Source organism: Variovorax sp. DAIF25 (genome assembly GCF_050711835.1).
In the GTDB taxonomy this organism is placed as follows: domain Bacteria; phylum Pseudomonadota; class Gammaproteobacteria; order Burkholderiales; family Burkholderiaceae_C; genus Variovorax.
Genome location: NZ_CP136637.1, coordinates 388,271 through 415,267, shown reverse-complemented (window position 1 = coordinate 415,267; position 26,997 = coordinate 388,271). Strand labels below are relative to the sequence as shown.

General features: G+C 71.1%; 24 protein-coding genes. 16 read left to right on the top strand and 8 right to left on the bottom strand.

The features are described from left to right. The first annotated feature begins 72 nt into the window (after positions 1-72). Genes R0232_RS35950 through R0232_RS35940 form a run of 3 tightly spaced genes read left to right on the top strand, consistent with a single transcriptional unit; the run spans position 73 to position 3,273 of the window. On the top strand, positions 73-1,710 hold the full coding sequence (locus R0232_RS35950) for a tannase/feruloyl esterase family alpha/beta hydrolase (RefSeq protein WP_431514038.1): 1,638 nt from the start codon (positions 73-75) through the stop codon (positions 1,708-1,710). 58 nt (positions 1,711-1,768) lie between these two features. After that, on the top strand, positions 1,769-2,596 hold the full coding sequence (locus R0232_RS35945) for a TatD family hydrolase (RefSeq protein ID WP_431514037.1): 828 nt from the start codon (positions 1,769-1,771) through the stop codon (positions 2,594-2,596). Continuing rightward, positions 2,593-3,273, top strand: coding sequence for an alpha/beta hydrolase family protein (locus tag R0232_RS35940; RefSeq protein WP_431514036.1), 681 nt, complete (start codon positions 2,593-2,595; stop codon positions 3,271-3,273). The genes R0232_RS35945 and R0232_RS35940 overlap by 4 nt, the downstream gene beginning before the upstream one ends. A 7-nt stretch (positions 3,274-3,280) precedes the next feature. On the opposite strand, the gene R0232_RS35935 is transcribed toward R0232_RS35940, so the two are convergent. The 5 genes from R0232_RS35935 to R0232_RS35915 are packed head-to-tail and all read right to left on the bottom strand — an operon-like array spanning position 3,281 to position 7,522. Further along, positions 3,281-4,510, bottom strand: a complete 1,230-nt coding sequence (locus R0232_RS35935; RefSeq protein ID WP_431514035.1) for a pyridoxal phosphate-dependent aminotransferase — start codon at positions 4,508-4,510, stop codon at positions 3,281-3,283. Further along, positions 4,507-5,172 (bottom strand): RraA family protein, encoded by a 666-nt coding sequence (locus R0232_RS35930; RefSeq protein WP_431514034.1) that lies wholly within the window; start codon positions 5,170-5,172, stop codon positions 4,507-4,509. Before R0232_RS35930 ends, R0232_RS35935 begins: the two co-directional genes overlap by 4 nt. A gap of 35 nt (positions 5,173-5,207) precedes the next feature. Beyond that, positions 5,208-5,873: an RraA family protein gene (locus tag R0232_RS35925; RefSeq protein ID WP_431514033.1), complete on the bottom strand. Its 666-nt coding sequence runs from the start codon at positions 5,871-5,873 to the stop codon at positions 5,208-5,210. 24 nt (positions 5,874-5,897) lie between these two features. Continuing rightward, positions 5,898-6,800 carry an amino acid ABC transporter substrate-binding protein gene (locus R0232_RS35920; protein WP_431514032.1) on the bottom strand — a complete coding sequence of 301 codons (903 nt, stop codon included), beginning with the start codon at positions 6,798-6,800 and terminating at the stop codon, positions 5,898-5,900. Between the two features lie 35 nt (positions 6,801-6,835). Beyond that, the gene (locus R0232_RS35915; protein ID WP_431514031.1) at positions 6,836-7,522 is read right to left on the bottom strand and encodes an RraA family protein; all 687 of its coding nucleotides are present in this window, start codon (positions 7,520-7,522) and stop codon (positions 6,836-6,838) included. Positions 7,523-7,665: 143 nt separating this feature from the next. Between R0232_RS35915 and R0232_RS35910 the strand changes: the two genes are divergently transcribed. Continuing rightward, positions 7,666-8,595 carry a LysR family transcriptional regulator gene (locus R0232_RS35910; RefSeq protein ID WP_431514030.1) on the top strand — a complete coding sequence of 310 codons (930 nt, stop codon included), beginning with the start codon at positions 7,666-7,668 and terminating at the stop codon, positions 8,593-8,595. Positions 8,596-8,722: 127 nt separating this feature from the next. Here the strand turns inward: R0232_RS35910 and R0232_RS35905 are convergent, their stop codons facing one another. The 3 genes from R0232_RS35905 to R0232_RS35895 form a co-directional block, all read right to left on the bottom strand. Continuing rightward, positions 8,723-11,137 carry a TonB-dependent siderophore receptor gene (locus tag R0232_RS35905; RefSeq protein ID WP_431514029.1) on the bottom strand — a complete coding sequence of 805 codons (2,415 nt, stop codon included), beginning with the start codon at positions 11,135-11,137 and terminating at the stop codon, positions 8,723-8,725. Between the two features lie 114 nt (positions 11,138-11,251). Continuing rightward, on the bottom strand, positions 11,252-12,319 hold the full coding sequence (locus tag R0232_RS35900; RefSeq protein ID WP_431514028.1) for a FecR family protein: 1,068 nt from the start codon (positions 12,317-12,319) through the stop codon (positions 11,252-11,254). Positions 12,320-12,391: 72 nt separating this feature from the next. After that, positions 12,392-12,943 (bottom strand): RNA polymerase sigma factor, encoded by a 552-nt coding sequence (locus tag R0232_RS35895; RefSeq protein ID WP_431514027.1) that lies wholly within the window; start codon positions 12,941-12,943, stop codon positions 12,392-12,394. 175 nt (positions 12,944-13,118) lie between these two features. On the opposite strand from R0232_RS35895, the gene R0232_RS35890 reads away from it, so the two are divergent. From R0232_RS35890 to R0232_RS35835, 12 genes are all read left to right on the top strand, one after another. Then, the gene (locus R0232_RS35890; protein ID WP_208511760.1) at positions 13,119-13,568 is read left to right on the top strand and encodes a hypothetical protein; all 450 of its coding nucleotides are present in this window, start codon (positions 13,119-13,121) and stop codon (positions 13,566-13,568) included. Positions 13,569-13,762: 194 nt separating this feature from the next. Then, positions 13,763-14,326, top strand: a complete 564-nt coding sequence (locus R0232_RS35885; RefSeq protein WP_431514026.1) for a phosphatase PAP2 family protein — start codon at positions 13,763-13,765, stop codon at positions 14,324-14,326. A 53-nt stretch (positions 14,327-14,379) separates the two neighbouring features. Next, positions 14,380-15,375: a glycosyltransferase family 2 protein gene (locus tag R0232_RS35880; protein ID WP_431514636.1), complete on the top strand. Its 996-nt coding sequence runs from the start codon at positions 14,380-14,382 to the stop codon at positions 15,373-15,375. A gap of 41 nt (positions 15,376-15,416) precedes the next feature. Next, positions 15,417-16,937 carry an ArnT family glycosyltransferase gene (locus tag R0232_RS35875; RefSeq protein WP_431514025.1) on the top strand — a complete coding sequence of 507 codons (1,521 nt, stop codon included), beginning with the start codon at positions 15,417-15,419 and terminating at the stop codon, positions 16,935-16,937. Further along, on the top strand, positions 16,934-17,785 hold the full coding sequence (locus R0232_RS35870; protein ID WP_431514024.1) for a ChbG/HpnK family deacetylase: 852 nt from the start codon (positions 16,934-16,936) through the stop codon (positions 17,783-17,785). The genes R0232_RS35875 and R0232_RS35870 overlap by 4 nt, the downstream gene beginning before the upstream one ends. Before the next feature lie 118 nt (positions 17,786-17,903). Next, a complete protein-coding gene (locus R0232_RS35865) occupies positions 17,904-18,413 on the top strand; it encodes a sigma-70 family RNA polymerase sigma factor (RefSeq protein WP_431514023.1) in 510 nt (169 codons plus the stop codon). After that, positions 18,403-19,413, top strand: coding sequence for a FecR domain-containing protein (locus tag R0232_RS35860; RefSeq protein ID WP_431514022.1), 1,011 nt, complete (start codon positions 18,403-18,405; stop codon positions 19,411-19,413). The genes R0232_RS35865 and R0232_RS35860 overlap by 11 nt, the downstream gene beginning before the upstream one ends. Before the next feature lie 138 nt (positions 19,414-19,551). Continuing rightward, positions 19,552-21,993, top strand: a complete 2,442-nt coding sequence (locus R0232_RS35855) for a TonB-dependent siderophore receptor (protein ID WP_431514021.1) — start codon at positions 19,552-19,554, stop codon at positions 21,991-21,993. 11 nt (positions 21,994-22,004) lie between these two features. Then, entirely contained in the window at positions 22,005-22,742 is a 738-nt protein-coding gene (locus R0232_RS35850) for a DUF4198 domain-containing protein (protein ID WP_431514020.1), read from the top strand. A 92-nt stretch (positions 22,743-22,834) separates the two neighbouring features. Continuing rightward, positions 22,835-23,362, top strand: a complete 528-nt coding sequence (locus R0232_RS35845; protein ID WP_296782198.1) for a sigma-70 family RNA polymerase sigma factor — start codon at positions 22,835-22,837, stop codon at positions 23,360-23,362. Beyond that, the gene (locus tag R0232_RS35840; protein WP_431514019.1) at positions 23,359-24,315 is read left to right on the top strand and encodes a FecR domain-containing protein; all 957 of its coding nucleotides are present in this window, start codon (positions 23,359-23,361) and stop codon (positions 24,313-24,315) included. The genes R0232_RS35845 and R0232_RS35840 overlap by 4 nt, the downstream gene beginning before the upstream one ends. A gap of 136 nt (positions 24,316-24,451) precedes the next feature. Beyond that, entirely contained in the window at positions 24,452-26,995 is a 2,544-nt protein-coding gene (locus tag R0232_RS35835) for a TonB-dependent siderophore receptor (RefSeq protein ID WP_431514018.1), read from the top strand. Positions 26,996-26,997: the final 2 nt, after the last annotated feature.

Genomic DNA, 26,997 nt, shown 5'->3' with positions numbered 1-26,997 from the left:
TCGACCGGACGACGAAGCCCATCGAGCGAGATCCGCCGGCCATCCGGCACCCATCAAAAATCGGAGACAACCATGCGCGACGAGAAGTGTGTGAACCGTGCCCTGCTGTCGGCGGGCCTGCTGATGGCCGCCGGCCTGGCCCTGCAAGGCTGCGGGGGTGGCGGCGGCGGCGGCAGCGGCTTCCTCCCGATTCCGGCGCCCGCGCCCGCACCGGCCGCGCCGCCGCCCGCGGGTCCGTCGGGCCCCAGCGTCGAGCAGCTCAAGAGCACCTGCAACGGCCTCAAGGGCCAGGTGCTGGCGGGCGTCACGGTCACGCAGACCGCGCGCTTCGAAGCCAAGACGGCGGTGAACGCCTCGGGCTTCTGCCAGGTGCTGGGCACGCGCGCACCCTTCCTCGACATCGAGATCGACGTGCCCGACAACTGGACCGGCCGCTACTGGCAACAGGGTGGCGGTGGCTTCGACGGACGCATCGCCTCGGCGGTGACCAAGGACGGCGGCGGCGCGGTGACGGCGGTCGATCCCACGCTCGCGCTGAAGGGCGCGGTGTATGCGGCTTCGAACGGCGGCAACCGCGCGAGCGTGCCCGCGCAGGCTGCCCCCGGCGTCTGGGCCAGCGGCACGCCCGAGGGCCAGCAATCGGCGACCGACTACGCCTATGCCGCGGTGGGCACCACGCTGCGCTTCGGCAAGGCCGTCGCGCAGGCCTTCTTCGGCAAGGCGCCGACCCACAGCTACTTCAACGGCTGTTCCAACGGCGGACGCAATGCCTACATCGCCGCGCAGCGCTGGCCGCAGGAGTTCGACGGCATCGTCGCGGGCTGCGAGACCATGGACATGGCGGGCCAGACCGGTGCCTGGCTGCGCGCGGCCTCGCTGACCGGCACGCCCGCGGCGCTGAGCCCCGCGCAGACCGGCGCGGCCTATGCGGCCGCACTGTCGGCCTGCGATGCGCTCGACGGCGCCAGCGACGGCCTGATCGGCAATCCGCAGGCCTGCAGCTTCGATCCGGCCGTGCTGCAGTGTGGCGTGGCAGGCGCGAGCAGCGATCCGGCCCTCTGCCTGAGCGCCGCGCAGGTGGGCACGCTGCAGTCCTTCCTGTCGCCGCTGAAGCTCTCGAACGGCTCGACCGTGCTCTCGGGCTATTCGTGGGGCAACGGCCTCGGGCTCGGCTGGGGCGGACTCGGCGGTGGCTTCGCGCTGCTCGCGAGCGGCGACCCCGCCTGGCTCACGCCGGCCAAGCAGGCCGGCTTCCAGCTCGAGACCGACTACTACATGCTCGGCGCGGGCCTGGCGCGCATCGGTGCCGACCACGACAAGGCCGCCATCGCCAGCTATGTGGCCTCGGGCCGCAAGCTGATCTCCTGGCACGCCGGCAGCGACGCGCTGCTGTCGCCGAACGATCACTACCGCAACTGGACCACCATGACGGGCATCGCGAAGTCGCTGGGGCTCGCCGATCCGAACAGCGCCACGCGCTTCTTCATCGTTCCCGGCGGCGGGCATGGTGCCGGCGGCAGCCTGCAGGAAGTGGACTGGGCCTCGGCCATCATGGGCTGGGTGGAGAACGACGACGCACCCACGCAGCTGACCTACAGCTTCACCAGCGGCGGCACGGCCCGCAGCATGCCCGCCTGCCAGTACCCCAAGTACCCGAAGTACAAGGGCTCGGGCGACGTGAACGTGGCGGCGAGCTACAGCTGCAGCTGAGGGCCGCGGCATCGCGCGGGCACCGCGTGCACGCGCGGTGTTCTCGTACCATCGATGCATGAGCATCGAAGCGAAAGCCGCCTCCCCTTCCCTCGTCGACATCGGCGTCAACTTCCATTCGGGCCAGTTGGCGTCGATCACCGCGCCGCTGCTGGCGCGTGCCAAGGCCGCGGGCGTGGCGCAGATCCTGGCCACGGGCACCTCGCTCGCCTCGAGCCTGCGCGCGCTCGAGCTGGCGCGGACGCATCGGGGCGTGGTCTTCGCGACCGCGGGCGTGCATCCGCATGACGCGAAGTCCTTCGACGCTGCCACCTTCGAGCAGCTGGCCGAACTCTGGCGCTGCCCCGAGGTCGTGGCGGTCGGCGAATGCGGCCTCGACTACAACCGCAACTTCTCGACGCCCGAGGCGCAGCGCGCGGCCTTCGACCGGCAGCTCTCGATGGCCGCGCAGACCGGCAAGCCGCTGTTCCTGCACTGCCGCGATGCCTTCGCAGATTTCCACGACATGCTCGCGCCCGTGGTGGCCGATGGCGCGCACGGCGTGGTCCACTGCTTCACCGGCGATCGCGCCGAAGCCGAGGCCTTTCTCGCGATGGGCCTCGACATCGGCATCACGGGCTGGGTGACGGACCTGCAGCGCGGCCAGGCCTTGCGCGCCGCCATCCCGGCCATTCCGCTGGACCGGCTGCACCTCGAGACCGATGCGCCCTACCTGCTGCCGAAGAACGCGGGCCTGCGCGGCAAGCCGAACGAACCGGCGTACCTGCCTTGGGTTGCCGCGGGCGTGGCCGAACTGCTCGAACGCGATGTCGCCGAGGTCGTCGCGGCCTGCAGCGCCAACAGCCGGCGGCTGTTCGGACTCCCACCCGTCGAGGTCGCCGCATGAGCACGTCGAGAAAGATCACGATCGAGGTCGATGCCGAGCTGCGCGTGTCGGGCCTGATCGACGCGGCCGACGATGCACGCTTCGCCCTCGTGCTCGCGCACGGCGCGGGCGCGGGCATGACGCACGCGTTCATGGAGGCCGTGGCGCAGGGCCTCGCCGAACGCCGCATCGCCTGCCTGCGCTACCAGTTCCCGTACATGGAACGCGGCTCGAAGCGGCCCGACGCACCGCCGCTCGCGCATGCCACGGTGCGCGCGGCCGTGGCCGGCGCTGCCGCGCACTTCCAGGGACTGCCCCTGTTCGCGGGCGGCAAGTCCTTCGGCGGGCGCATGACCTCGCAGGCCCAGGCGCTGGGCCTGCTGCCCGAGGTGACCGGGCTGGTCTTCCTCGGATTCCCGCTGCACGCGGCCGGCAAGCCCTCGATCGATCGCGCGGCGCACCTGCACGAGGTCGACGTGCCGATGCTGTTCGTGCACGGCGCGCAGGACAAGCTCGCGGAACCGCCCTGCTTCGCGCAGGTCGTTGCCTCGCTCGGTGACTGGGCGAGCGTCGATGAATACGCGGCGGCCGACCATGGCTTTCACGTGCCGAAGAAATCGGGCCTGACGGACGCGCAGGTGATCGAGCAAATGCTCGATCACGTGTCGGTGTGGATGCAGGCCTGGCTGCTGCCCTGAGCCCGGCTCAGCGCAGCGCGCGGCAGAAGCGGTCGATGCGCCGGCAGGCCATGTCGAGCGATGCGTCGTCGAGCGCATAGGCGATGCGGAAGTACGGCGCCAGCCCGAAGGCCGCGCCGTGGACCACGCCCACATCCGCCTCGTCGAGCAGCGCGAGCGCAACATCCTCGTCGCTGGCCAGCACGGTCCCGGCCGCGGTCGTCCGGCCGATCAGTGCCTCGCACGAGACGAAGGCATAGAAGGCGCCCGATGGCCTGTCGCAGCGCAAGCCTGGCGCGGCGTTCAGCGACGCGACCAGCAGATCGCGGCGCCGCTCGAAGGCGGCGCGCGAACGCGCGATGAAGTCCTGCGGCCCGTTCAGCGCCGCGAGCGCCGCATGCTGCGAGATCGAACTGGCCCCCGAGGTCTGCTGGCCCTGCAGCTTCTCCATGGCATCGAGCAGCCAGCGCGGGCCGGTGCCGAAGCCGATGCGCCATCCGGTCATGGCATAGGCCTTCGACACGCCGTTCATCGTCAGCGTGCGCGCGGCGAGGCGGGGTTCGGCCTGGGCCAGCGTGTGGAAGGCCAGCCCGTCGAAGACCAGGTGCTCGTAGATGTCGTCGGCCAGCACCAGCACCTGGGGATGGCGCATCAGCACCTCGGCGAGCGCGCGCAGTTCCGCGAGCGTGTACACGGCGCCCGTCGGATTGCTCGGCGAGTTGAGGATCAGCCATCGGGTGCGCGGCGTGATCGCGGCCTCCAGCGCCTCGGGCCCGAGCTTGAAGCCGGACTCGCCACCGCAAGGCACCACGATCGGCCTGGCGCCGCACAGCTGCACGATCTCGGGGTAGCTGACCCAGTAAGGCGCCGGCACGATCACCTCGTCGCCGAGGTTCAAGGTCGCCGCGAGCGCGTTGAAGATCACCTGCTTGCCGCCTGAACAGACGATCGTGTCCTGCCAGCCGACGTCCAGGCCGTTCTCGCGTCGGAACTTGGCCGCGACGGCCTCGCGCAGCGCGCGCAGGCCCGCGACCTGCGTGTAGCGCGTATGGCCCTCGCGGATGGCCGCCACGGCCGCGTCGCCGATGTGCGCGGGCGTGTCGAAGTCGGGCTCGCCGGCCGACAGCGAGACGATACTGGCACCGCCCGCGCGTCGCGCCGCCACCCGGTCCATCATCCGGTAGGTCGCGGAGGGCTGGGCGGCCTCGAGATGCACGTTCAATCGGGCGGCCGATGCCACTGCGGTGTCGTTGCTCATGGCATCTTCCGCTGCAGCGTGTGGTAGCCCATCGCCGCGCGCGCCTCGCCGAGCGTCTTGCCTTGCTCGATCCAGGCGCGGATCTGCGACTCGGCGGTCTCGATCCTGCGCGCGAGTTCCGCGACCTCGCGGGCCCGCGCGCGCGGCACCGCCAGCACGCCGTTCGCGTCCGCCACCACGATGTCGCGCGCGACCACGCGGGCCTGCCCGACGGACACGGGAACGTTCACGCCCTCGACCTGCACGCGGTCCTTGCCGGTGCGCATGAAGCGCCCGCGCGTGAACAACGGGTAGCCGTCGTTCAATGCCTTCGACACGTCGCGGCAGACGCCGTCGATCACGGTGGCGGCGATCCTTCGCCGGCCCGCGTACTGGGTCATGATGTCGCCCCAGACCGTGCAGTCGGTGCGTCCGCCGTTGTCGATGACGAGCACGTCGCCCTCGGCCACGTCGTCGATGAAGTCGCCGACCGAGCCCGCGGGCGTGCTGGCCGGAACGTACTTCACCGTGAAGGCGGGCCCCACGGTCACGCCGGCGTAGTCGGCCAGCGGCACGAGGCCGAAGCAATGGCCCGGCAGGCCGAGCTTGTCCATAGCGTCCGAAACGCCGGGGGTGTCGAGGCCTTCGAACAGGGCCACGAGGTCCTTGTCTTCTTGTTGCATGGGAATGGCTTTCGCTGGGATTGTGGTGAGGGATGTCAGAGGCCGTGCGCCGACAGGGTCCGGTCGAGCCAGCCCTGTTCGACGCGCCCGGTGGCGATCTCCGCCTTGATCGCGTCCTCGGTCCGGGCGGTCTGCGCGACGGCCGCGAGCAGGCGCTCCCCGTCCGCGGGATCGAAGCAGACCACGCCGTCCTCGTCGCCGACCACCACGTCGCCCGGATGCACCACCTGCCCGCCGACGCAGACGTCGCGGTTCATGGAGCCGGGGCCGAACTTGTAGGGCCCGCGGTGCGTGCTGCTGCGTGCGTGGCACGGGAAGTCGGCCTCGAAGAAGGCGCGCGTGTCGCGGATCGCGCCGTCGATCACGAAGCCCGCGCAGCCGCGCTGCATCGCGTAGAGCATGATCAGCTCACCGACCAGCGCGTTGTGGGGATCGCCCGCGCCATCGATCACGAGCACGTGGCCGGGCTCGATGTCCTTGAGCGCGCGATAGATCAGCAGGTTGTCGCCGGGCCGCGCCTTGATCGTGAAGGCGGTGCCGACCAGCTTGCGCGCGCGGTGGAAGCGCTGCAGGCCGACGATGCCCGACAGGCGCCGCAGGTTGTCGCTGAGGTGCGGCGTGACGACGTCCCGCAGCGCGGCGGTCAGCGCCTCGGGCGCCAGTTGAGGGACGGGCCCGATGTCGAAGTTGGAAAGGGTCACGGTGTGCTCGCTGGGTGTGGTGGTCTATCGCGCGGCCGCGTAGCTTTCCATCGGCAGGTCGTTGGGGTCCTGCCAGAGCTTCTGCAGCGCGGCGGGCGGCGCCATGTTCAGCCGTACGTTGCGCGGCGGAATGGGGTCGGCGTACCACTTGTTCCACAGCGTCTTCATCTCGCCCGAACGCATCATGTCGCGCAGGGTCCGGTCGGCCAGCGCCTTGAGCGGCGCGTCGTCCTTGCTCAGCATGATCGCCAGCGGCTCGGTGTTGAGCACCTCGCCCACCACGGCGAAGTCGGCCGGATTCCTCGCATTGGCGATCGACGCATTGAGCAGGCCCGCGTCGATCACCCAGGCGTCGGCCTTGCCCGATTCGAGGATCAGGAAGCTCTCGGCGTGGTCCTTGCCGAGGATCTCGTTGAACTTCAGGCCCGTGGCGCGGCTGTTGCGGCGCAGATGCTGGACCGAGGTCGTGCCCGTGGTCGCCACCACGGTCCTGCCTTCGAGGTCCTTGATCGAGCGGATGCCCGAGCTGGCGCGCACCGCCATGCGCACCTCCTCGATGTAGGTGGTGAGCGTGAAGGCGACGTCCTGCTGGCGGGCCTGGTTGTTGGTGGTGGAGCCGCACTCGAGGTCGACCGCGCCGTTCTTCACCAGCGGCACGCGGTTCTGCGAGGTCACGACCTGGTAGCGGACCTCGAGCTTCTGCAGGTTCAGCTGCTTCCTGATCGCGGCGACGATCCGCTGGCAGATGTCGACCTGGAAGCCCACGGCCTGGTCGCTGCCCAGCACATAGGACATCGGCAGCGAGCTGTCGCGCACGCCGAGCGTGACCACGCCCGTGCTGCGGATGCGCTCGAGAGTCTGGGCCGGCGCTTCGGCGGCGCTGCCCAGCGCGAGCGCAGCCGCCAGGAGGATTGCGATTTTTCTCATGGAGTACCTCGGAGGACTGGACGATGCGGATCGGTCTATCGCGCCTCGGCGGGCTGGCGCTCGTCCATCACCGCCGCGAAGTGCCTGTCGTGCATGGCCTCGGCCACCGACTGGCCGGCGCGGATCCGCGACACCATGCCGGCCTGCTTCGCGGCGGTGCGTTCCGCGATGTCGAGGATCTCGTCGATGCGCGCGGCCGGCACGAACACGCAGCCGCAGCGATCGGCGATCACGAAGTCGTCCTGCGCGACCTCGACGCCCGCGACCTTCACGGGCGCGCCCGAGCCCGTCTGCACCAGGCGGTTGCGGGCACTGACCATGGTCACGCCGCGGCCGTACACCGGGTAGCCGATGGCCTCGCTGCCCTCGATGTCGCGGCTGAAGCCGTCGATCACCGTGCCGCGGATGTGCTTCATGGTGGCGGCATTGGCGACGATGTCGCCCCAGCACGAGACGCCCTCGATGCCGCCGGCGATCACGAGGATCCGGTCGTCGCCGCGGCTTTCGGCGATCACGCTGGTGATGGGATGCACCGTCAGGCCGCCGCTGGCCTGCTTGGGCGCGAACTGGATGGTGGAGGCGCGGCCGACGATCTTCGGGCACCGCCACAGCGGACGCAGGCCCACGGTGGCGCCGGGCAGTTCGAGGAAGTCCAGCGCGTCGGACACGGTGTTGGTGTCCAGGTCGGCGAGGCGGGAGAGTCGTTGGGCGTCGGTGGTCATGGTCTTTCAGGGGCTGGTGGCGGCGAGGGAGGCGATCGGGTCCGTCATGGCGTTCACGGGTGCAAGGGAAAGCCGATGTTCCGGGGCCGGGTGCGATACGTCCATTCGCAAGAAGGGAAGAACTTGATACGCTCGGCCTATCGATGATCAACTTTCGCCTGCTCCGCCATCTCTACCTTTTCTCGGTGGTCGCCGAGGAGCTGCACTTCCGGCGCGCCGCGGCGCGGCTCGGCATGTCGCAGCCGCCGCTGACCGAGCAGATCCAGGTGCTGGAGGCCGCGCTCAAGGTCCGGCTCTTCGAGCGCTCGAGCAAGGGCGTGCAGCTCACGGCCGAGGGCGCGGCCATCCTGCCGGCCGTGAAGAAGCTGGTGTTCCAGATGGACCGCGTGGAGGTCTCGGTGCAGGAGGCGCTGCGCGGCCGCGGGCGCATGCTCACCATCGGCGCCATCACCACGGCCATGGCCAGCCCCCTGCCCGCGGTGATCGAGCAGCTGAAGGCCGAGGTGCCGGACGCGAGCATCTCGGTGATCGAGATCGACAGTGCCGAGGCGCTGGTCGCGCTCGAAGAGGGCGTGATCGACGTGGCCTTCGCGCGCATCGAGGGCGACGCGGGGCAAGGGGTGCAGGCGCGGCCGCTGCGCACCGAGCGCCTCGGCGTCGCCCTGCCCTCGTGGCACCGGCTGGCCGCGCGCAAGACCATCGCGCTGCGCGAGCTGGCGGACGAGGAATTCATCATGTTCCCGCGCGCGGTGAGCCCGAGCTTCTTCGACGGCATCGTCGCGGCCTGCCGCGCGCACGGCTTCACGCCGCGCATCCTGCACGAATCGCGCTCGGTCACCTCGCAGATCGCCATGGTCGGCTGCAGCCAGGGCATCGCGCTGGTGCCGCTGGGGCTGCAGGAGCTCGGCGGCGAGCGGGTCGCGATCAAGCCCTTGAAGGAACAGGTCGACGTCGTGACCATCGCGGTCGCATGGAGCGCGCGGACGCAGGATCCGATGGTCGAGCGCATCGTCGCCATTGCCGCCGCGCTGGGCGCGGGCGGCGGGGTGCGGAAGTCCGCGGCGAGAAAGTAGGTGAGGCCGCCGCTACTTCGCGACGATCACCACCAGCACCGACGCATCCTCCCCATCGGCCGAACGCAGCTTGTGCGCGATGGTGGAATCGAACTGCACGCAGTCGCCCACGCTGGGCGCGGCGCAGCTACCAGCGATAGGTCGCCGTGGCACTCACCTGCCGCAGGTCGCCAAAGGAGCAGAAGTTCGCATCGCAGCCGCCGAAGTAGGCCTTGTTGGTCAGGTTGCGCAGGTTGAGCGCCAGGCTCCAGCGCTCGAAGTCGTAGCCGACCATGGCGTCGAACAGGGTGTAGGCCGGCACCTTGGCCGGGGCGGCACTGCCTTCGCCGCGGGTCGAACCCGAGTAGCGCATGCCGAGGCCCGCCTTGACGCCGTTGGCGAAGCGGTAGTCGACCCACAGCGCGGCGCGCTGTCTGGCGACCGCGTTGGGCTGGGTGCCGATGTCCTTGGGATTGCTGCTGGCGATGGTCTTGTACTGCGGGATCCAGGTGTAGCTCAGCGACACGTTCATCTTCGGGATCGGCTGAAACAGCGCCTCGAGTTCCAGGCCGCGCGACAGCACCTCGCCCGTCTGCCGCGGCTGGAAGTCGGGGTCGTACGAGAGGTAGTTCCTGCGCCGCAGGTCGAAGACCGCCGCGCTGTAGCTGTCCTTGGTGCCCGGCGGCTGGTAGCGCAGGCCCGCTTCGTACTGCCGGCCGGTCTCGGGATCGAAGGGACGCCGGGTGTCGGGGTTGATCGTGAGCACCGGCGTGAACGATTCGGAGTAGCTCAGGTAGGGTGCCCAGCCGCTGGGCGCGAGGTAGACCAGCCCCGCGCGCTTGGTGAACTTGTGGCTGCGGATGCGCGTGAAGCTGTCGACGAGGCGATCGGTCGATTCGGTTTCTGCGCTGTCGTAGCGCCCGCCGATCGTCGCCACCCAGTTCTGCGCGAACCTGATCTGGTCCTGCAGGTAGAGGCCGGTCTGGGCCAGCGTGCTGTCGCTGGAGATGTACGGGTCGGGCACCTGCACCGGACCGCCGTAGACGGGCGCGAACACGTCGATGGGCGCGAAGCTGCCGCCGTAGCGGCTGATCTGGTCGTAGCGCGAGCGCTGGTACTCGAGGCCGACCAGCGCGGTGTGCTGCGTGGCGCCGAGCTGGAATCGGGCCTGGGCCTGGTTGTCGACCACGAACTGCTTCGCCTTCTCCTTGCTCGCGAACACCACGCGGTCGAACTGCCGGAAGTTGACCGGGCTGTCGGCGTTGTCGGGGTCGACGGTGCGGTATCCGGCGCCAGGCCAGGTCTGCTGCAGGTCGGTGCGCAGGCGGCCGTAGCGCAGGTTCTGGCGCACGGTCCAGGTGTCGCCGAAGCGGTGCTCGAACTGGTAGCCGACCATCCACTGGTTCTGGTCGAAGCGGTCGAAGCCGGGCTCGCCCAGGAAGGTCGAGGCGCGGATCCTGCCGTTCGGATTGGGCAGCAGCGTTCCCTTGACCGGCGCCGCGTTGTAGACCACGCCCGAGCGGTCGCGCAGGAACTGGGACAGCAGCGTGAGGCTGGTGTCGGCGGAAGGCTTCCAGGTCAGCGAGGGCGCGAGGTAGAGCCGGTCGTCCTTCTCCTTGGCATCGATCGGCAGGTTGGCGTCGCGCGCGACGCCGGTGATGCGATAGAGCCACTTGCCCTCGTCGTCGAGCGGGCCCGAGAAATCGCCGGCCACCTGGCGGCGGCCGTGGTCGCCGATCTGCAGCTGCATCTCGCGCAGCGGCTGGGCGGTCGGCCGCTTGCTGGTCTGGTTGATGATGCCGCCCGGGCTGCCCTGGCCGAACAGCACCGATGCCGGGCCGCGCAGGACCTCGACCCGCTCCAGGCCGTAGTTGTCGGTCCGCCACAGGCCCCAGGTGTTCATGTTGCGCAGCGGCATGCCGTCCAGGTAGTTGCCGGGCGTGTAGTTGGTGAAGCCGCGCAGCGAGATCCAGTCGAAGCGGCTGTCGGCGCTATAGGCCGAGGTCACGCCGGGCGTGTAGCCCAGCGCCGTGCCCAGCGTTCGCGCGCCGATGGCATCCATGCGCTCGGCCGTGACCACGGAGATCGACTGCGGCGTCTCGACGATCGGCGTGTCGGTCTTGGTGACGCTCGCGCTGCGCAGCGCCACGTAGCCGCGCACCGGCCCGGTCACGGTCTCTTCCTGCGCGTTGACTGTCACCGGGGGCAGCGTCGCGCCCGGTGCCGGGGCCGTCGACTCCTGCACGATCACCGCCGTGCCGTCGACGCGGGCCGCGAGGCCGCTGCCGGCCAGCAGCCGGTCCAGCGCCTGCCTCGGGCTCAGGGCGCCCGAGACGGCCGGCGCCATCTTGTCGCGCACCAGCGCGGGCTGGACGATCAGCTGCATGCGCGTCTGCAGGGCCCAGTCGCCGAGGGCCTGGCCCAGCGGCTTGGCGGCGATGTCGAAGCGCACGGCACCGGCCGAGAGATCGATGCCGGCGGTCTGGGCGTGCAGCGGTGCAACGGCGAAGACCAGCGCGCAGGCAATGGCCAGCGGCACGGGGCGCAACGGAAAGCGGGACATGAGGGGTTCTCCAGAGATGAAACGGATGGCAGTCAGCCGTGGAGACGAGCGAGCTTCCGGATACCCCAGGTCGGGCCCGCGAAAAAAATCGATGTGCGCGACCGCGCGACCGTTCTATCGGGCCAGCACCACTTCCGCGGCGCCGCCCTCGGTCTCTTTCAAGCGCACGGGCAGCGAGGCCGGCAGCACGCGCCGGAAGGTCGCCATGTCGCGCGGATCGAACACGCCGGTGATCGGCAGGGCCGCGACGGCGGGGTCCGCGATCACGAGCCGCGGATCGCCATAGCGCGCCAGCTCGGCCAGCGCGCGGTCCAGGCGCTGGTTGTCGAAGCGGACGCGGTGATCGCGCCAGGGCGCGAGGCCGGCGCTGGAGACCGGCGAGACGGCCGACAGCGCGCCTTGCGCATTGCTCGAGACCTGCTGCCCGGGCGACAGCAGCAGGCCCGCCTCGGTGGCCGCGCCGCGCGCTGCCTGCCCGACGCGCACCCGGCCCTCCTCGACGGCCACGTGCACGCCTTCGCTGCCGGCGATGTCGGGCGTGTGACGCACGAAGAAGCGCGTGCCCACGACGGTGATGCGCAGCGGTCCGGCCAGCACGTGGAAGGGACGCGCGGGATCGCCCTGCACGGAGAAGGCCGCCTGGCCTTCGAGCAGCCGGACCTCGCGGCGCTGGCGGTAGTAGCTGATCTCCAGCCGGGTCGCGGTGTCGAGCCGCAGGCGGCTGCCGTCGGGCAGCGGCACGTCGAGCTGCTGGCCGCGGCGGGTGGCCATGGCCTGCACGAACACCGGCTGGGCTTCCCAGTGGTTCCAGGCGAGCAGCCCCGTGCCGGCCGCCACGGCCACGACGGCCGCCACCGCGACGGCGGGCACCAGCACGCGGCGCCGCGAAGGCATGGCCGGCATGGCGGGTGTCCCGGCGGGGCTGGCGGCCTCCATGGCGCGGTCGTAGGCCAGGTTGCGCTGCAGCAGGCTTCGCATGTCCTGCGGGATCGCGTCGAAGGCCTGCCATTCGCCGCCCCAGCGCTCGAAGGCCTCGCGGTGCAGCGGATCGGCCGCGAGCCAGTCCTGGAAGGCCTGTTCCTCGCGCGCGCCGAAGGCTTCGTCGCGGCGGCGGACAAACCAGTCCAGCGCTTGCTCGCGCATGCGCGAGGCATCGGCTGGCTGGATCGATGGGTGGCTCATGGGGCGTTGGTTCTCGTCGAGGTAGACGTGCGGGCGGTCGAATACCCTAGGTCGGACAGCGATACGGTTTTCTCACTCGAGCCGCGAGCGGTGGAGCTTCCTGCGCGGCACAGTGGCGGTGTTGCCGTCGTTGCCCGCGGACAGGTTGCGGCAGCGCTCGCAGGCATCGAGCGCATGCTTGATGTGCTGTTCCACCATCTTGACCGAAATGCCCATCTGCGCGGCGACCTGGGCATAGCTCAGGCCGTCGAAGCGGTTGAGCATGAAGGCTTCGCGGCAGCGCGGCGGCAGATTGTCGATGACCGAGACCAGCGCCAGCAGGCCCTGGCGCGAGGCCAGCGCGGTTTCGGGTTCCCAGCTTCGCGGGCCCGGCGCTTCGACGGGTTCGAGTTGCGCGGGCGGCAGCTCCACGCCGGCGCGCACCCTGCCGTGGCGCTGGTGATCGATCACGAGGTTGCGCGCGGTCTGGTAGAGCAGCGCGCGCGGATCGCCGATGGTCGAGCCCGAGGCCTGCGCCGCATAGACGCGCGCATAGCTTTCCTGCGTCATGTCGGCCGCAACGCTGCGGTCGGACACCTTGCGGGAAAGAAAGCCCAGCAATTCGCGGTAATAACGCTCGAACACAGCCCGCCGAAGTCCTGAAATAGGTTGGTCGAAGTCCCTGGGGCAGGTTGGCTTCGGCGCGGCGTGGCTGACCTGATGCGGTTCGGAAGCGTCCGAACGCGCCGGGATTATCCGCGATGGGATCGGGGCCCCGGCCGATCAGGTTCCGTTCACGCAAGGCTTCTAGCATCCGCGCATGCTGCTCGCACGCATCCGCCGATTCGCCGAAGCACACCACCGCGCGTGGTGCCTCGCGGGCATCCTGCTGGTGTTCCTTCAGCCCTTCATCGCCGCCCACTTCTGCTGCGACGGCATCGAGGACGAGCCCATGCTGCGGGTGCGCGCACTCGGGGAGATGAGCCAGTTCGAGGCCGACGACCGCGAGAACCATGCGTCCGACCGCGAGACCACGATCTTTGCGCAGGTGCCCGCGGGCATCGATCACCCGCAGGCACTGAATGCCGGCCTGGGCACCCTGCTGGCCCTGGTGCTCGCGCTGCTGCCGCTGGCGCGCGTCGCGCGCCCGGCGATCGGCCCCACCGGCCGCATAGGCCCCGAGCAGGTGCCGCCCCGAGGCGGCGCGCCGCCGCCGGCTTTCCCCTGGAGGCGCCGCCCTCCCGCCAACGCTCCACCCCCGACGCACTGAGAGAAGCGACGCCTCGCGCGCCGCCCTTCCTGCCGCGCTGGCCCTGCCGCAGCGGCCTTTCTCTTCCTCGACCGGAGGTTTCCCGTGTTCGTCTTTTTTGGGCGCGCCAGCCGCGCCCGGCGCAGCCCTGCGCCCTTCACGCGCGGCCGTTGGCCGTCTTCATGCAGCACGGCGGCTGCGTGGGAGTTCGTGTCATGAGCGATCCCAATCTCGCCCTGTTCCAATGGCTCGTGGCCGGCACGCCGCCGGCACCGTTTGCGCTGTTCCTGGCCACCGCCTTCGCGCTCGGCGGCGCCTGGCTCAGCGCGGGGATCGTCGGCTTCGCGATCTGGAAGAAGGCCGCCGACCGCGCCTACCTGTGGGTCGTGCTCGCAGCCACCGGGCCCTGCGCCCTGCTCTGTCATGCCATCGCGTTGCGCCTGGACCAGCCGCGTCCCTTCGTGCTGGGCCTGGCGCGGGCCTACATCGACCATGCGGGCCGCGGCTCGCTGCCCAGCACCCATGCGAGCGTGATGTTCCTCGTGGCCGTGGCCTGCCTGCTGCGCCCGAGCCTGCGCTGCATCGGGCTCGCGCTGCTGGCCTCGGCCATCGTCACGGGCTGGGCGCGCATCTACGTGGGCGTGCATTTCCCGATCGACATCGCCGCGGGCCTCGCCCTGGGCGCGGTGCTCGCGGGTGCGCTGGCCCTCGCACTGCGGCTCGCGCGCCGGCTCCTGCCGGCCGAAGGCGCGGCTCCCGCCACCTGGAGGATGCCGTGAACGCGCAGACATTCCTGCGCCGCGCGCCCGAAGCAGCCGAAACGGTGGAAGCGATGGAAGCGGCACCGGCGCCGCTGCCGGCGCCCACGCCCCCCGGCGAGCGACCGCGCAGCCTCTCCTGCGTGATCCCCTGCTTCAACGAAGGCCCCAACCTGCGCCGGCTGCTGCCGCTGCTGGAGGACATCCTCTGGTCCACGCACATGCGCTGGGAGATCGTGATCGTCGACGACGGCAGCACCGACGACACGGCCGCGGTGGTCGATGCCTGGTGCGAACTGCCCGGTTTCCGCTGCATCTCGCTGTCGCGCAATTTCGGCAAGGAGGCCGCGCTGACCGCGGGGCTGGCCGCGGCGGTGGGCGACGTGGTGATCCTGCTGGACGGCGACCTGCAGCATCCGCCCGAGCTGCTCCACGCGATGCTCGCGCATTGGCGCACCGGCGCGGAGGTCGTCTACGCGGTGCGCGAGCGGCGCGACGACGAGAGCCGTTTCAAGCGGCTCGGCAGCCGGCTCTTCTATCGCCTGCTCAATGCCTCGGACCGCTTCGCGGTGCCCGAGGACGCGGGCGATTTCCGGCTGATGGACCGCAAGGTGGTGGATGCGCTGATGCGCCTGCCCGAGCGCGGCCGCTTCATGAAGGGCCTGTACGCCTGGGTCGGCTTTCGCGGGGTGGCGCTGCCCTATACACCGGCGCCGCGCGCCGAGGGACGCTCGAGCTTCAACGCGCGCCGGCTCGTGCTGCTGGCGCTCGACGGGCTCACCGCCTTCACCACCTGGCCGCTGCGGATGGTGAGCGTGGCGGGCCTCGCGATTGCGCTGCCGGCCTTCGCCTATGGCCTCTACCTGTGCGCCGAGCGGCTGCTGTTCGGCAACGCGGTGTCGGGCTGGACCACGATCGTCGTGAGCCTGATGTTCTTCATCGGCATCCAGTTGATCTCGACCGGCATCCTCGGCGAGTACATCGCGCGGATCTACGAGGAGTCGAAGGGGCGGCCGCTGTACGTGGTGCGTCGCGAGCGTGGCGGCGGTCTCGCCACGGAGGGCTCATGAGCGCGGGAATCGCGGGGCGGCCACGTGTCTTATGGGTCGGCGTGGTTCTGGTCGCATGGCTGCTGGCGACCTCGGGGGCGCGGTCCCTGATGGCGCCCGACGAAGGCCGCTACGTGGGCGTCGCGCTCGCCATGCTGCATTCGGGCGACTGGCTGGTGCCGCGGCTCGACGGCCTGCCCTTCTTCCACAAGCCGCCGCTGTTCTACTGGATCGGCGCCGCGGCAATGGGCGTGGCGGGGCCGCTCGAATGGGCCGCGCGGCTGCCCTCGGTGCTGGGCGCCAGCGCCGCCGGCATCGCGCTGTTCGCCTTCCTGCGGCGCTGGACCGACGACCGGCTCGCGCTGTGGTCGACGGTGGTGCTCGCCACCATGCCCTACTTCTTCCTCGGCGCGCAGTTCGCGAACCTCGACATGCTGGTGGCCGGCTGCATCTCGGCGACGGTGCTGCTCGCGGCCTGGGCGGTGCTGGCCCACGACGAGGCGCAGCCATGGCGCGGTGCGTTGGCGGGTGCGCATGCCTGCGCCGCGGCCGGGCTGCTCGCCAAGGGGCTGATCGGCCTGCTGCTGCCGTTCCTGGTGCTGCTCGCCTGGTGCGCCTGGACGCGGCGGCTGCGCACGCTGTGGCGGCTGTGCCGCTGGCTGCCCGGATGGGTGCTGCTGCTCGCGCTCGCGGCGCCCTGGTTCGTGGCGATGCAGCGCGCGTACCCGGACTTCTTCGACTACTTCGTGATCACGCAGCACTTCCGGCGCTTCGCCTCGAGCGGCTTCAACAACGAGCAGCCCTTCTGGTTCTATCTGCCCGTGCTGGCCGCGCTGACCCTGCCGTGGTCGATCGGCCTGCTGCTGCCGCGCCACGGAAACGCGGCGCCGGACATCGGCACCACCACGCGCGACATCGACCGGCTGATGGGGGTCTGGCTGATCGTCATCGTGGTCTTCTTCTCGCTGCCGCGCTCCAAGCTCGTCGGCTATGTGCTGCCCGTGCTCGCGCCGCTGGCTTTTCTGGTGGCGCGGCGCATCCTGGCCAGCGGCCCGATGCGCGAAGGACGAGGCCTGAAGGCGGCCGCCGCCGCGGCGATGGCGCTGTGCCTCGCGAGCGTGGGCACGCTGGTCGCGATGCCGCAGCCGGGCGCGAGACTGCGCCTGCCCGCGGGCGAGCGCATCGGGCCCGGCGACCAGGTGCTGATGCTCGACAGCTACGTCTACGAGCTGCCCTTCTACTGGCAGTTGCGCGCGCCGGTGATGGTGCTCGGCGACTGGAAGCAGCAGCCGGAGCGCGACGACTGGCGCAAGGAACTCGCGGATGCGGCGCGCTTCGACAAGGCCCGGGCCTCGCGGCTGCTGGTCGATGCCTCGCAACTGCCCGCGATCCTGTGCGCGCCCCGCACCACCTGGCTGGTGGGTCCGAACAATTCGCAGCTCGCGCATCCGTGGCTCGCGGGCACGAAGCTGGTGGCGGTCAACGACCGGCTGGCCGTGTGGCGCCATGACGGCGCCACGCGGCGCGGGTCGCATTGCGCGGGCATTCCCGAGACGGCCCCGAACGCGGACGCGCAGCCATGAGCCCATCGCCACGCGAGGCCACTGCCGAGGGCCCGCGCTCGATCTGCATCTGCGTCGACGACTTCGGCATGGGGCATGCGATCAACGAAGCGGCGCTCGTGCTCGCCGAGCGCGAGCGCATCAGCGCCGTGGGTTGCATGGTGCGGCGCGCCGCATGGCCGTCGGGTGCGCGCCTGCTGCGCCGGCTCGACCGGCAGCGCACCGACATCGGCCTGCACCTGGACCTGACCCGCCCGGCCGTGCCCGGCGGCCGCGAGCCGGGTCTGCTCGGCCTGCTGGTCGCACCCCGGCTGCGCCCGGCCGCACGGCTGGCGATCCAGGCGGAGATCCGCACCCAGCTCGCGCGCTTCGAGGACGCGATGGGCCGCGCGCCCGCCTTCGTCGACGGCCACCGGCACGTGCACCAGTTCGCGGGCGTGCGCGAGCTGCTGGTCGCGGAGCTCGCGCGCCGCTATCCGGGCGCGCCGCCGTGGCTGCGCAGCACCGAGCCCGGCTGGCGCCACGGCAGCGACGGCTTCAAGGCGGCCGTCATCCACGGCCTGGGCGGCGCGGCGCTCGCGGCGCTGGCGCGCGAGCACGGCATTCCCACCAGCCGGCGCCTGCTCGGCGTCTATGGCTTCTCGGGCGATGGCCAGGCCTATCGCGCGCGCCTGCTGGCCTGGCTCGCGGTGGCCGGGCGCGGCGACGTGCTGATGTGCCATCCCTCGCTGGGCCGGGTGCCCGGCGACCCGCACGGCCCGGCGCGCATGCGCGAGTACGCGGTGCTGCGCGCGCTGGCGCTGCCCGCGGCCGGCGAGCCGGGCGCGATCCGGATCGCGCCGCTGTCGGCGGTGCTCCAGGGCGGCTGAGCGCGCCCGTCGGCGGGAGCGCCGGCGTTGTCCGGTTGCGACGCCTGCGTTCGGCATGCAGACGAAGTTCTTACAATGAGAACTATTCTCAACGAGCTGCGCGGCCTGCCGTCCTCCGATGTCCACCTCCGATGCCTCCGTGCGACTGGTCGCCACGCTGTACGGCGAACACCATTCGTGGCTGCTGCAGATGCTGCGGCGCAAGCTCGGCAACATCGAGAACGCGGCCGACCTGGCGCAGGACACCTTCGCGCGCATCCTGTCGGCCAACGAGACCGGCCCGCTGCGCGAGCCGCGCGCCTACCTCACGACCGTGGCCGGCCGCATCGCGGCGCAGTACTTCCGCCGCCTCGCGCTCGAGCGCGCCTACCTCGAGGCGATCGCCCACCTGCCCGAGGCCACGAGCCCCTCGCCCGAGGCACGCCTGCTGGTGCTCGAGGCGCTGGCCGCGGTCAGCCGGGTGCTCGACGGGCTGAAGCCGCGCACGCGCGAGGTCTTCCTGCTGTCGCAGCTCGACGGCCTGCCCTATGCCGAGATCGCTCAGCGGCTCGGCGTGTCGATCCACATCGTGCAGAAGGACATGGTGAAGGCCTATGCGCATTGCTACGACGCCGTCTATGGCGGCTGAGGTCGGCACGGCGCCGCGGCGCGCGGTCTTCCAGCCCGCGGGCGATGCGGCGCTCGATCGCGCCATCGTCGCGCAGGCGGTCGAATGGCTGGTGCGGCTGCAATCGGGCGCCGCCTCCGCCGCCGAGCGCGCGGCCTGCGAGCATTGGCGCGGCGCGCACCCCGACCACGAGCAAGCCTGGCAGCGCGTGCGCGGCCTCGGTGCCGACCTGCGCGACGGCGTGCATGGCCTCGCGCCCGAGACGGCCCGCGGCGCCTTGCGCGGCGCCGACGCGGCGCGGCGGCGCTGGGCGCTCAAGGCCTTCGTGCTGGCCGCGAGCGGCGGCGTGGGCGCCTGGGCGCTGCGCGACGACATGGCCTGCTGGCGCGCCGACTACCGCACGGCCACCGGCGAACAGCGCAGCGTGCTGCTGCCGGACGGCACGCGCGTGGTGCTGAACACGCGCAGCGCGATCGACGTGCATTTCGGCGCGGCCGAGCGCGGCATCCACCTGCTCGGCGGCGAGATCATGGTCAGCTCGGGCCACGACCCGGCCGCGCGGCCGCTGGTCGTGCATGCGGGGCCCGGGCGCGTGGTTCCGATCGGCACGCGCTTCCTGGTGCGCGCGCCCGATGCGCCCGCCGCGGGCGAGGTCGTCGTGCTCGAAGGCCTGGTCGAGCTCAGCGTGGCCGGCCGCGAAGGCACGCTGCGCCTGCCCGCGGGCCAAGGCGCGCGCTATGCGGCGGATGGCATCTCGGCACCCGAACCTGGCAGCGAGAACGCCGCGGCCTGGACCCAGGGCGTGCTGGTGGTCGAGCGCATGCGGCTCGACGACTTCCTCGCGGAGCTGGGGCGCTACCGCCCGGGCGTGCTGCGCTGCGACCCGGCGGTGGGCGCCATCCTCGTGAGCGGCGCGTTTCCGGTCGCGCGGACCGATGCGGTGCTCGACATGCTGGAAGAAACGCTGCCGGTGCGGCGCCGTTCGATCGGTCCCTACTGGACGACGATCGCGGCGCGATAGCGGGGGCGACGGGCCGCGAAAAAAAGATCGAAGAAAAACGGCAGGTTTCCAAACCTCGTGCATCAAGCAGGAAGAGACACCCCGCGGCGAGGGCCGCGTGGGCCCCACATCTTCCAACGATCACGGAGAGTTCTTCCCATGGCATTCGATGCTCGGTCCGCCGCCCGGACCGGCCCCTTCCCGCTCGCGCCCTTCGCCCGCTCCGGCTGCCTGAGCGCGGCGCTGGCGCTGCTCGGCGCCTCGGCAACGCCAGCGCTGGCCCAGCCCGTACCGGCCGCCGAAGCGCCGCGCAGCTATGCCATCGGCGCCGGCTCGCTCGACAGCGTGCTGGGCCGCTTCGGCCGCGAGTCGGGCACCATGATCGCGATCGACCCGACCCTGACGCAGGGCCTCGCGAGTCCCGGCCTGCAGGGCCGCTACGCGGTGAACGAGGCCCTGGCCAGGCTGCTGGCCGGCAGCGGGCTCGAGGCGGTGCCGGGGGCCGCCGGCGGCTGGCGACTGCGCCGCATCGGCGCGCCGGCCACCGGTGCGAGCGCGCTGCCCGACGCGGCCGCCGAGGCCGCGGCACGCACCGGCACGCTGGCGCCGGTGGTGGTCAGCGCCCAGCGCGAACGGCTCTACGACGTGCAGGACGTGAACGCCGGCGCGCTCGGCGTGCGTTCGCTGCAGGACCTGCCCTTCGCGGTCGGCTCCTACACCGTCGACACCATCGAGAACCAGCGCGCGCGCACCGCGCTCGACGTGCTGCGCAACGATCCCTCCGTCACGCCCACCTCGGGCTTCTCCTCGTTCGATGGCGTCGCGGTGCGCGGCTTCTCGGCCAACTCCTTCAACAACGTGCGCCGCGACGGCCTGCTGGCGAACATCTACAGCGACGTGCCGCTGGAGAACAAGGAGCGCGTCGACGTGCTCAAGGGGCTGTCGGGCTTCCTGTACGGCGTGGGCGAACCCAGCGGCATCGTCAACTACGTGCTCAAGCGCCCGACGCGCGAGCGCTTCGCGAGCGTGAGCGCCGAGGTGCGCAGCTACGGCGGCCGCTATGCCAGCGTCGATGCCGGCGGGCCGCTCGACGAGGCCGGCACCGTGGGCTACCGCTTCAATGCCGCGAGCGAGCGGGTCGGCGACTTCACCCATTTCGGCGACCTGCGGCGCGACTTCCTCAGCGGCGCGGTGGACATCAAGCTCAACCGCGACGCGCTGCTGCAGCTCGACTTCGACTGGCAGCGCAAGTCGCTGGCCGCCAGCGGCATGATCGGCCCGCGCAGCGACGGCCTGCTGGTGCCCGCGCGCAGCTTCGATCCGCGCACGCTGGTCGGCCAGCCCTGGGGCCAGTACAAGACCGACGCCTGGAACCTCGGCGCGCGGCTGAACTACGCGCTCGGCGAGAACTGGGACCTGACGGCGCAGCTCGCATTGAGCCGCACCAAGCGCAACGCGATCTTCTTCAACGCCTCGAAAGTGGCGCCGAACGGCGACGTGATTGCCGGCAACACGCGCTACGAGGGCGAGGCCTATCCCACCACCGCGGGCCAGGTGTTCACGACCGGGCGCTTCGACACCGGGTCGATCGGGCACGAGGTGGTCATCGGCTATTCGTATTCGAGCCTGCAGTCGCCCGATGGCGACTACCTGCGCTTCCCGCAGTACATCGGCAACATCTACCGGCCACTGCCCTACGTCGCGCCCTTCATCCCCGAGGACACGCACCTGCCCGCGAGCAAGGCGCGCCAGAGCAGCCTGTTCGCGAGCGACACGATCTCCTTCGGGCCGAACTGGCAGCTGCTGATCGGCGCGCGCCACATCGACTACAGCAGCGACATCGGCAGCAAGTACGACGGCACGCCGAAGTACACGACCAACGTGACCGTGCCCACGGTGAGCGCGATGTACAAACCCTCGGAGCGCACCACCTTCTACGCGACCTACGGCGAGGGCTTCGAGCAAGGGGCCTATGCACCGAGCTATGCCGACAACGCGCTACAGAAGCTCGGGCCGATCAAGAGCCGGCAGTACGAGGTCGGCGTGAAGAGCCGCGTGCGCGACGGCTTGATGGTGACGGCCGCGGCCTTCGACATGGACAAGCCGCTGCAGGCGGTCTCGCCGGCCGACAACGTCTTCCGCCAGCAGGGCCGCCAGCGGCATCGGGGCGTGGAGTTCACGGCCAATGGCGAGATCACGTCGCAACTCAGTGGCATCGCCGGCGTGTCCTGGCTCGACGCGCAGCAGCGCGAGACCGGCGACCCCGCGCTCGAGGGCCGCCGCCCGAGCAACGTGGCGCGCTTCCAGGCCAACCTGTTCCTCGACTACCGGCTGATGGCGGTGCCGGGGCTGTCGCTCAACACCGGCATCTACCACGTCGGCAACCGACCGCTGGACCGCGCCAACACGCTGATCGTGCCGAGCTTCACGCGCTGGGACCTGGGCGCGGCCTATGTCACGCGGCTGATGGGCGCGCAATCGATCCTGCGGCTGTCGATCGAGAACGTGACGAACCGGCGCTACTGGAGCTCGGTCAACTACGGCGGCGTGACGCAGGGCAATCCGCGCATCGTCCGGCTGTCGATGACGGCCAACTTCTGAAGGAGGCCCGCATGAAGATCGATGCAAGGAGTGGCCTGCGGCACATGGTCCTGGCGCTCGCGGCCCTGTGCTGCGGCGCGTCGTCGGCCCATGGCGTGTGGGTCGCGCAGCGCGCGGGCGAACTGGCCGTGGTGCTCGGCGAAGGCGCGCTCGACGAGGCCTACGAGCCGCGGCAGCTGCGCGAGACGAAGGCCTTCACCGCCAGCGGTGCGCCGTCGCAGGTGCAGGTATCGGCGCGTGCGCGCAACGCGGTGGTCGAGCCGGCGAAGGACGCGGCCGTGCTGTGGGTGGCGCTCGAGGACGGCTTCTGGTCGCAGGGCCGCGACGGCAAGTGGGTCGGCGGCTCGCGCCGGCAGGTGCCCGATGCGCGCAAGGCAGGGCACTACATGAAGTACGGCACGACCCTGCTCGCGCCGGTCCGCCTGCCCTTCGCGCCGATTGGTGCCGAGCTGGAGATCGTGCCGCTGGCCGATCCCTTCGCGCTGCGGCGCGGCCAGCGCCTCGCGGTGCGCGTGCTGTCGAAGGGTCGGCCGGTGGCGGGTGTCGAGGTGATCGGCGATTTCACGGGCAACACCGCAGGGCCGCGCGTGAAGACGGACCGCGCGGGCCGCGCCACGCTCACGCTGGGCAGCAGCGGCCTCAACGTGATCGCGGCCTCGCTGGTGCGCCCGCGCGGCGACAGGAGCGAGGCCGACGAGGACGGGTTCGAAGCCACCCTCGCCTTCGTGCTGCCGCGCGCCGGCCACTGAATTGCGCGGGGCCAGGTAGCCACAAGGCACTACAATGCGAAGGATTCCTATTTAGAAACAGAGGGCGGCAGCAGGTCTGCACGAGAAAGCGCATGGTGGTCGGCGAATCAGCCCTGCAGCGGGAGGTCCACGCGCTCTACAGCGATCACCACGGGTGGCTCTGCGGGTGGCTGCGGAGCCGGCTCGGCAACAGCTGCGACGCGGCGGACATCGCGCACGACACCTTCATGCGCGTGTGGACCGGCTACCGCGCCGATGCCATTCCGCCGCTGCGCGAGCCGCGCGCCTACCTCACGACCGTGGCGCGGCGCCTGATGGTCAATCACTTCGAGCGCCAGTCGCTCGAGCGCGCCTACCTGGCCTCGCTGGCCCTGCTGCCCGAGGCGCTGGTGCCCTCGGTCGAGGAACGCGCCATCCTGCTCGAAACGCTGCACGAGCTCGACGCCCTGCTCGACGAACTGCCGCCCCCGGTGCGCACCGCCTTCCTGATGTCGCAGCTCGAAGGCCTGTCCTACGACGAGATCGCCGCGCGGCTGAAGCTCAGCGTGCGCACCGTCACGCGCTACATGGCGCAGGGGTTCCGGCAATGCCTTCGGCTGATGCTGGCGCAGGGCGCGTGAGACCCGCGGGCGCCCCGGTCGATCCCCGGCTGCTCGACGAAGCCGCGCAGTGGCTCGCGCGCCTGCATGCCGGGCGCCCGAGCGCCGCCGACCTGCGGGGCTGCGAGGCATGGCGCAACCAGAGCCCCGAGCACCAGCGCGTCTGGCAGAGCGCCGAACAGTTGAGCCGCCGCTTCGGCGCGGTGCCCGTGGCCGTGGGCATGCCGGTGCTCGACCGGCGCCGGGACGCGGCCGGCCGGCGCGCGCTGCTGCGCACGGTGGCGCTGCTGCTCGGCGTGCCATCGGCTGCGTGGATCGGCTATCGCACCCTGCCCTGGCAGGCGATCGGCGCGGATGTCAGCACCGCCACCGGCGAGCGCAGGCACCTGCTGCTGCCCGACGGCAGCGGGCTCGACCTCAACACCGCATCGGCCGTGAGCCTGGACTTCGACGACACGCAGCGGCTGCTGCGCCACCGCGCCGGGGAGATCCTGATCGAGACCGCACCCGACCCGCGCCCTTTTCTCGTCCAGACCGCGCACGCCAGCCTGCGCGCGCTGGGCACGCGCTTCGTGGTGCGCAGCGACGACGCGCGCGGCCGCCTCAGCGTGCTGGAAGGCGCGGTCGAGATCCGGCCCGCGCGGGATCCCGGCGCACCCGTCATCGTGCCCGCGGGGCGCCAGGCTTTCTTCAGCGCGACGACCGTGTCGGCGCCGCGCGCACTGGCGGCCGGCGCCGACGCCTGGGCCCGTGGAGTGCTCTACGCCGAGGAGATGCGGCTCGCGGACTTCGCGGCCGAGCTCGCGCGCTACCGCAGCGGCGCCCTGCATTGCGATCCGGCGGCGGCCGAGATCCGGGTCTCGGGCGCCTTCCAGCTCGACGACACGGACCGCATCCTGGAACTGCTGGCCCAGACCCTGCCGGTGCGCATCGAATCCAGAACGCGCTACTGGGTGACCATCGCCGCGCGTTGACCGACCCGACCACCACCCCCCTTTGGCCCGCCACCCCGGCGGGTTCTTTTTTTGCGCCGCCCTGTCCGGTTTTCGCGGCTCGCCTGTCATGCAGGACGAGACCCGCTTTCAACGACCGACGACAGGACCCCTCTTCATGACCGAACGGCCCCGCCCTTCCGCTTCCCGAACCCTCCGCGCGGCGCCGCCGCGCCCGCTCGTGCGCAGCGTGCGCGGCGCGTTGTGCCTGCTCGGCCTGTGCGGCACGCTGGCCGCGCCGCTGGCCCGGGCCGCCGATCCCGCCGTGGCCCAGGCTCCCACGCGCTACGACATTCCCGCGGGCCCGCTGGGCCCGGCGCTGCTCAATTTCGCGGGCCAGGCCGGCGTCAACCTCAGCATGGACCTGGCACGCACGCGCGGCCTCTCGACGCCGGGCCTGCGCGGCGCGTTCGCGGTGCAGGAAGGCTTCGACCGCCTGCTGGCAGGCAGCGGCCTGCGCACGCGCGCGCTGGGCGGCGGCAACTTCACCCTGGAGGCGGCCGATGCGGCGGCACCGGCCGACCGTCCCACACCTTCGGGTGCCGTAGCACCGGCCGTCGAACCCGCGATCCCGGGCGATGCGCTGGCACCGATCACGGTGACCGACCGCACCCAGAGCAAGCTGATGGCGCCCACGCGCCAGGTCACGGTGATCGAGCGCCAGGAGCTCGAGGGCCTGCGCCAGGGTTCCGACAGCGTGGCCACCCTGCTGAGCAAGGTGGTGCCGGGCATGGCCGATTCCAGCCACACCATCACCGACTTCGGCCAGACCCTGCGCGGGCGCAACATGCTGGTGCTGGTCGACGGCATCCCGCTCAACACCAACCGCGACTCCTCGCGCAACCTGGCCAACGTCAACCCGGCCGATGTCGAGCAGATCGAGGTGCTGCGCGGCAGCAGCGCGATCTACGGCAGCGGCGCGGCCGGCGGCATCGTCTCCATCCGCACGCGCCAGCCCGACGGGCAGACGCGCGCCGAGACCACGGTGACCGGCGTGACGCCGCTGTCGCGCATCGGCTCGGCGGGCTTCGGCGGCGAGGTGCAGCACTACCTCTCGGGCGCGGGCGAGAAGATCGACTACACGCTGAGCCTCGGCGCGCGCCGCGTCGGCGCCTCCTACGACGCGCGAGGCAGCCGCATCGCGCCCGAGCCGAGCCAGGGCGACCTGTTCGACTCGAACATCTACAGCGCCTCGGCCAAGATCGGCTGGCGCATCGATGCGAACCAGCGGCTGCAGCTGTCCGCGAGCCACTACGACGCGAAGCAGGACACCGACTACGGCTCCGATCCCTCGGTGGCGAAGCTGCCCGCGGGCATCGCCGCGGCCCGGCCGCTGCGCGGGCTGCAACTGGCCGAGCAGAACCGCGTGAAGAACACGCTGGTGGGCATCGACTACCAGCACCGCGACATCGCCGGCAGCTCGCTGGCCGCACAGTTCTATTACCGCGACTTCTTCACCCGCTTCGCGCCCTTCGATGCGCGCGGCGTGTCGGTGCGCGGCGCCAACGTGGACCAGGTGACGCAGAACTCCGAGGTCCATGGCGGCCGGCTGACCATCAAGACGCCGCTGGGCGCGGACAAGAAGACGCAACTGACCTGGGGCGCCGACTTCAACCAGGAACGCAGCGACATGCCGCTGGACGTGTTCGATCCGCGCCTGTACGACCTGAGCGGCGGCCTGCGCTTCCTCAAGACCGGCTCGCGCATCTTCATGCCGCCGATCACCACGCGCAGCCTCGGCGGCTTCGCCCAGCTGCAGCACCGCTTCGACGACCGGTGGTCGATCGAAGGCGGCGTGCGCTACGACCGCGCCCGCACGCGCTTCGACAGCTTCGTGCCGCTGTCGCAATCGCGCGTGGCCAACCCGCGCCCGGTCAATGGCGGCGCGGTCGACTACAAGGGCTGGACCTACAACGCGGGCCTGGTCTTCAACCCGAGCAAGGCGCACGACCTCTACCTGTCGTACAGCCAGGGCTTCGAGCTGCCCGACATCGGCCTGCAGGTGCGCAATGCCACGCCGGCCTTCAACATCGCGGGCTCCGACCTGCAGCCGGTCAAGACCGACACCTTCGAGCTCGGATGGCGCGGCCGCTTCTCCAACGTGGTCGCGAACCTCGCGGCCTTCCAGTCGCAGTCGGACCTCGGCGCCGTGCAGAGCTTCAACAACGGCCTGAACCTGCTGCGCACCAAGGAGCGCATCCATGGCCTCGAAGGCGCGCTCGACTACTTCAGCGACGACGAGCGCTGGGCCCTGGGCGGCAGCTTCACCTGGATGAAGGGCCGCGAGCTGCCGCAGGGCGCCGCGCGCTACCAGGACATGACCGGCTACCGCATCCCGCCGCTCAAGCTGGCGGCCTACGTCGAGTACAAGCCCGACGGCCGGTGGAGCCACCGGCTGCAGGCGACCTCCTATGCGGGCAAGGACTACCGCCTCGATGGCGTGAGCAGCTTCGGGCGCCGCGACGCCAGCGGCTACACCACGGTCGACCTGATCAGCCGCTGGAAGATCGACGAGAAGAACAACCTGGCGATCGGCGTGGAGAACCTCTTCAACCGGAAGTACTTCCCGCTCTACAGCCAGCTGCTTCGCAGCAACAACAACACGAGCCGCCTGCCCGCCCCCGGTGCCGTGCTGAAGCTGAGCTACACGCACCGCTGGTGAGG

Bases quoted from the DNA above. Each gene is read 5' to 3' on its own strand.
- R0232_RS35950 (WP_431514038.1), top strand. From the start codon at position 73: ATGCGCGACGAGAAGTGTGTGAACCGTGCCCTGCTGTCGGCGGGCCTG.
- R0232_RS35945 (WP_431514037.1), top strand. From the start codon at position 1,769: ATGAGCATCGAAGCGAAAGCCGCCTCCCCTTCCCTCGTCGACATCGGC.
- R0232_RS35940 (WP_431514036.1), top strand. From the start codon at position 2,593: ATGAGCACGTCGAGAAAGATCACGATCGAGGTCGATGCCGAGCTGCGC.
- R0232_RS35935 (WP_431514035.1), bottom strand. From the start codon at position 4,510: ATGAGCAACGACACCGCAGTGGCATCGGCCGCCCGATTGAACGTGCAT.
- R0232_RS35930 (WP_431514034.1), bottom strand. From the start codon at position 5,172: ATGCAACAAGAAGACAAGGACCTCGTGGCCCTGTTCGAAGGCCTCGAC.
- R0232_RS35920 (WP_431514032.1), bottom strand. From the start codon at position 6,800: ATGAGAAAAATCGCAATCCTCCTGGCGGCTGCGCTCGCGCTGGGCAGC.
- R0232_RS35915 (WP_431514031.1), bottom strand. From the start codon at position 7,522: ATGACCACCGACGCCCAACGACTCTCCCGCCTCGCCGACCTGGACACC.
- R0232_RS35910 (WP_431514030.1), top strand. From the start codon at position 7,666: ATGATCAACTTTCGCCTGCTCCGCCATCTCTACCTTTTCTCGGTGGTC.
- R0232_RS35905 (WP_431514029.1), bottom strand. From the start codon at position 11,137: ATGTCCCGCTTTCCGTTGCGCCCCGTGCCGCTGGCCATTGCCTGCGCG.
- R0232_RS35900 (WP_431514028.1), bottom strand. From the start codon at position 12,319: ATGAGCCACCCATCGATCCAGCCAGCCGATGCCTCGCGCATGCGCGAG.
- R0232_RS35890 (WP_208511760.1), top strand. From the start codon at position 13,119: ATGCTGCTCGCACGCATCCGCCGATTCGCCGAAGCACACCACCGCGCG.
- R0232_RS35885 (WP_431514026.1), top strand. From the start codon at position 13,763: ATGAGCGATCCCAATCTCGCCCTGTTCCAATGGCTCGTGGCCGGCACG.
- R0232_RS35880 (WP_431514636.1), top strand. From the start codon at position 14,380: ATGGAAGCGGCACCGGCGCCGCTGCCGGCGCCCACGCCCCCCGGCGAG.
- R0232_RS35870 (WP_431514024.1), top strand. From the start codon at position 16,934: ATGAGCCCATCGCCACGCGAGGCCACTGCCGAGGGCCCGCGCTCGATC.
- R0232_RS35865 (WP_431514023.1), top strand. From the start codon at position 17,904: ATGTCCACCTCCGATGCCTCCGTGCGACTGGTCGCCACGCTGTACGGC.
- R0232_RS35860 (WP_431514022.1), top strand. From the start codon at position 18,403: ATGGCGGCTGAGGTCGGCACGGCGCCGCGGCGCGCGGTCTTCCAGCCC.
- R0232_RS35855 (WP_431514021.1), top strand. From the start codon at position 19,552: ATGGCATTCGATGCTCGGTCCGCCGCCCGGACCGGCCCCTTCCCGCTC.
- R0232_RS35850 (WP_431514020.1), top strand. From the start codon at position 22,005: ATGAAGATCGATGCAAGGAGTGGCCTGCGGCACATGGTCCTGGCGCTC.
- R0232_RS35845 (WP_296782198.1), top strand. From the start codon at position 22,835: ATGGTGGTCGGCGAATCAGCCCTGCAGCGGGAGGTCCACGCGCTCTAC.
- R0232_RS35835 (WP_431514018.1), top strand. From the start codon at position 24,452: ATGACCGAACGGCCCCGCCCTTCCGCTTCCCGAACCCTCCGCGCGGCG.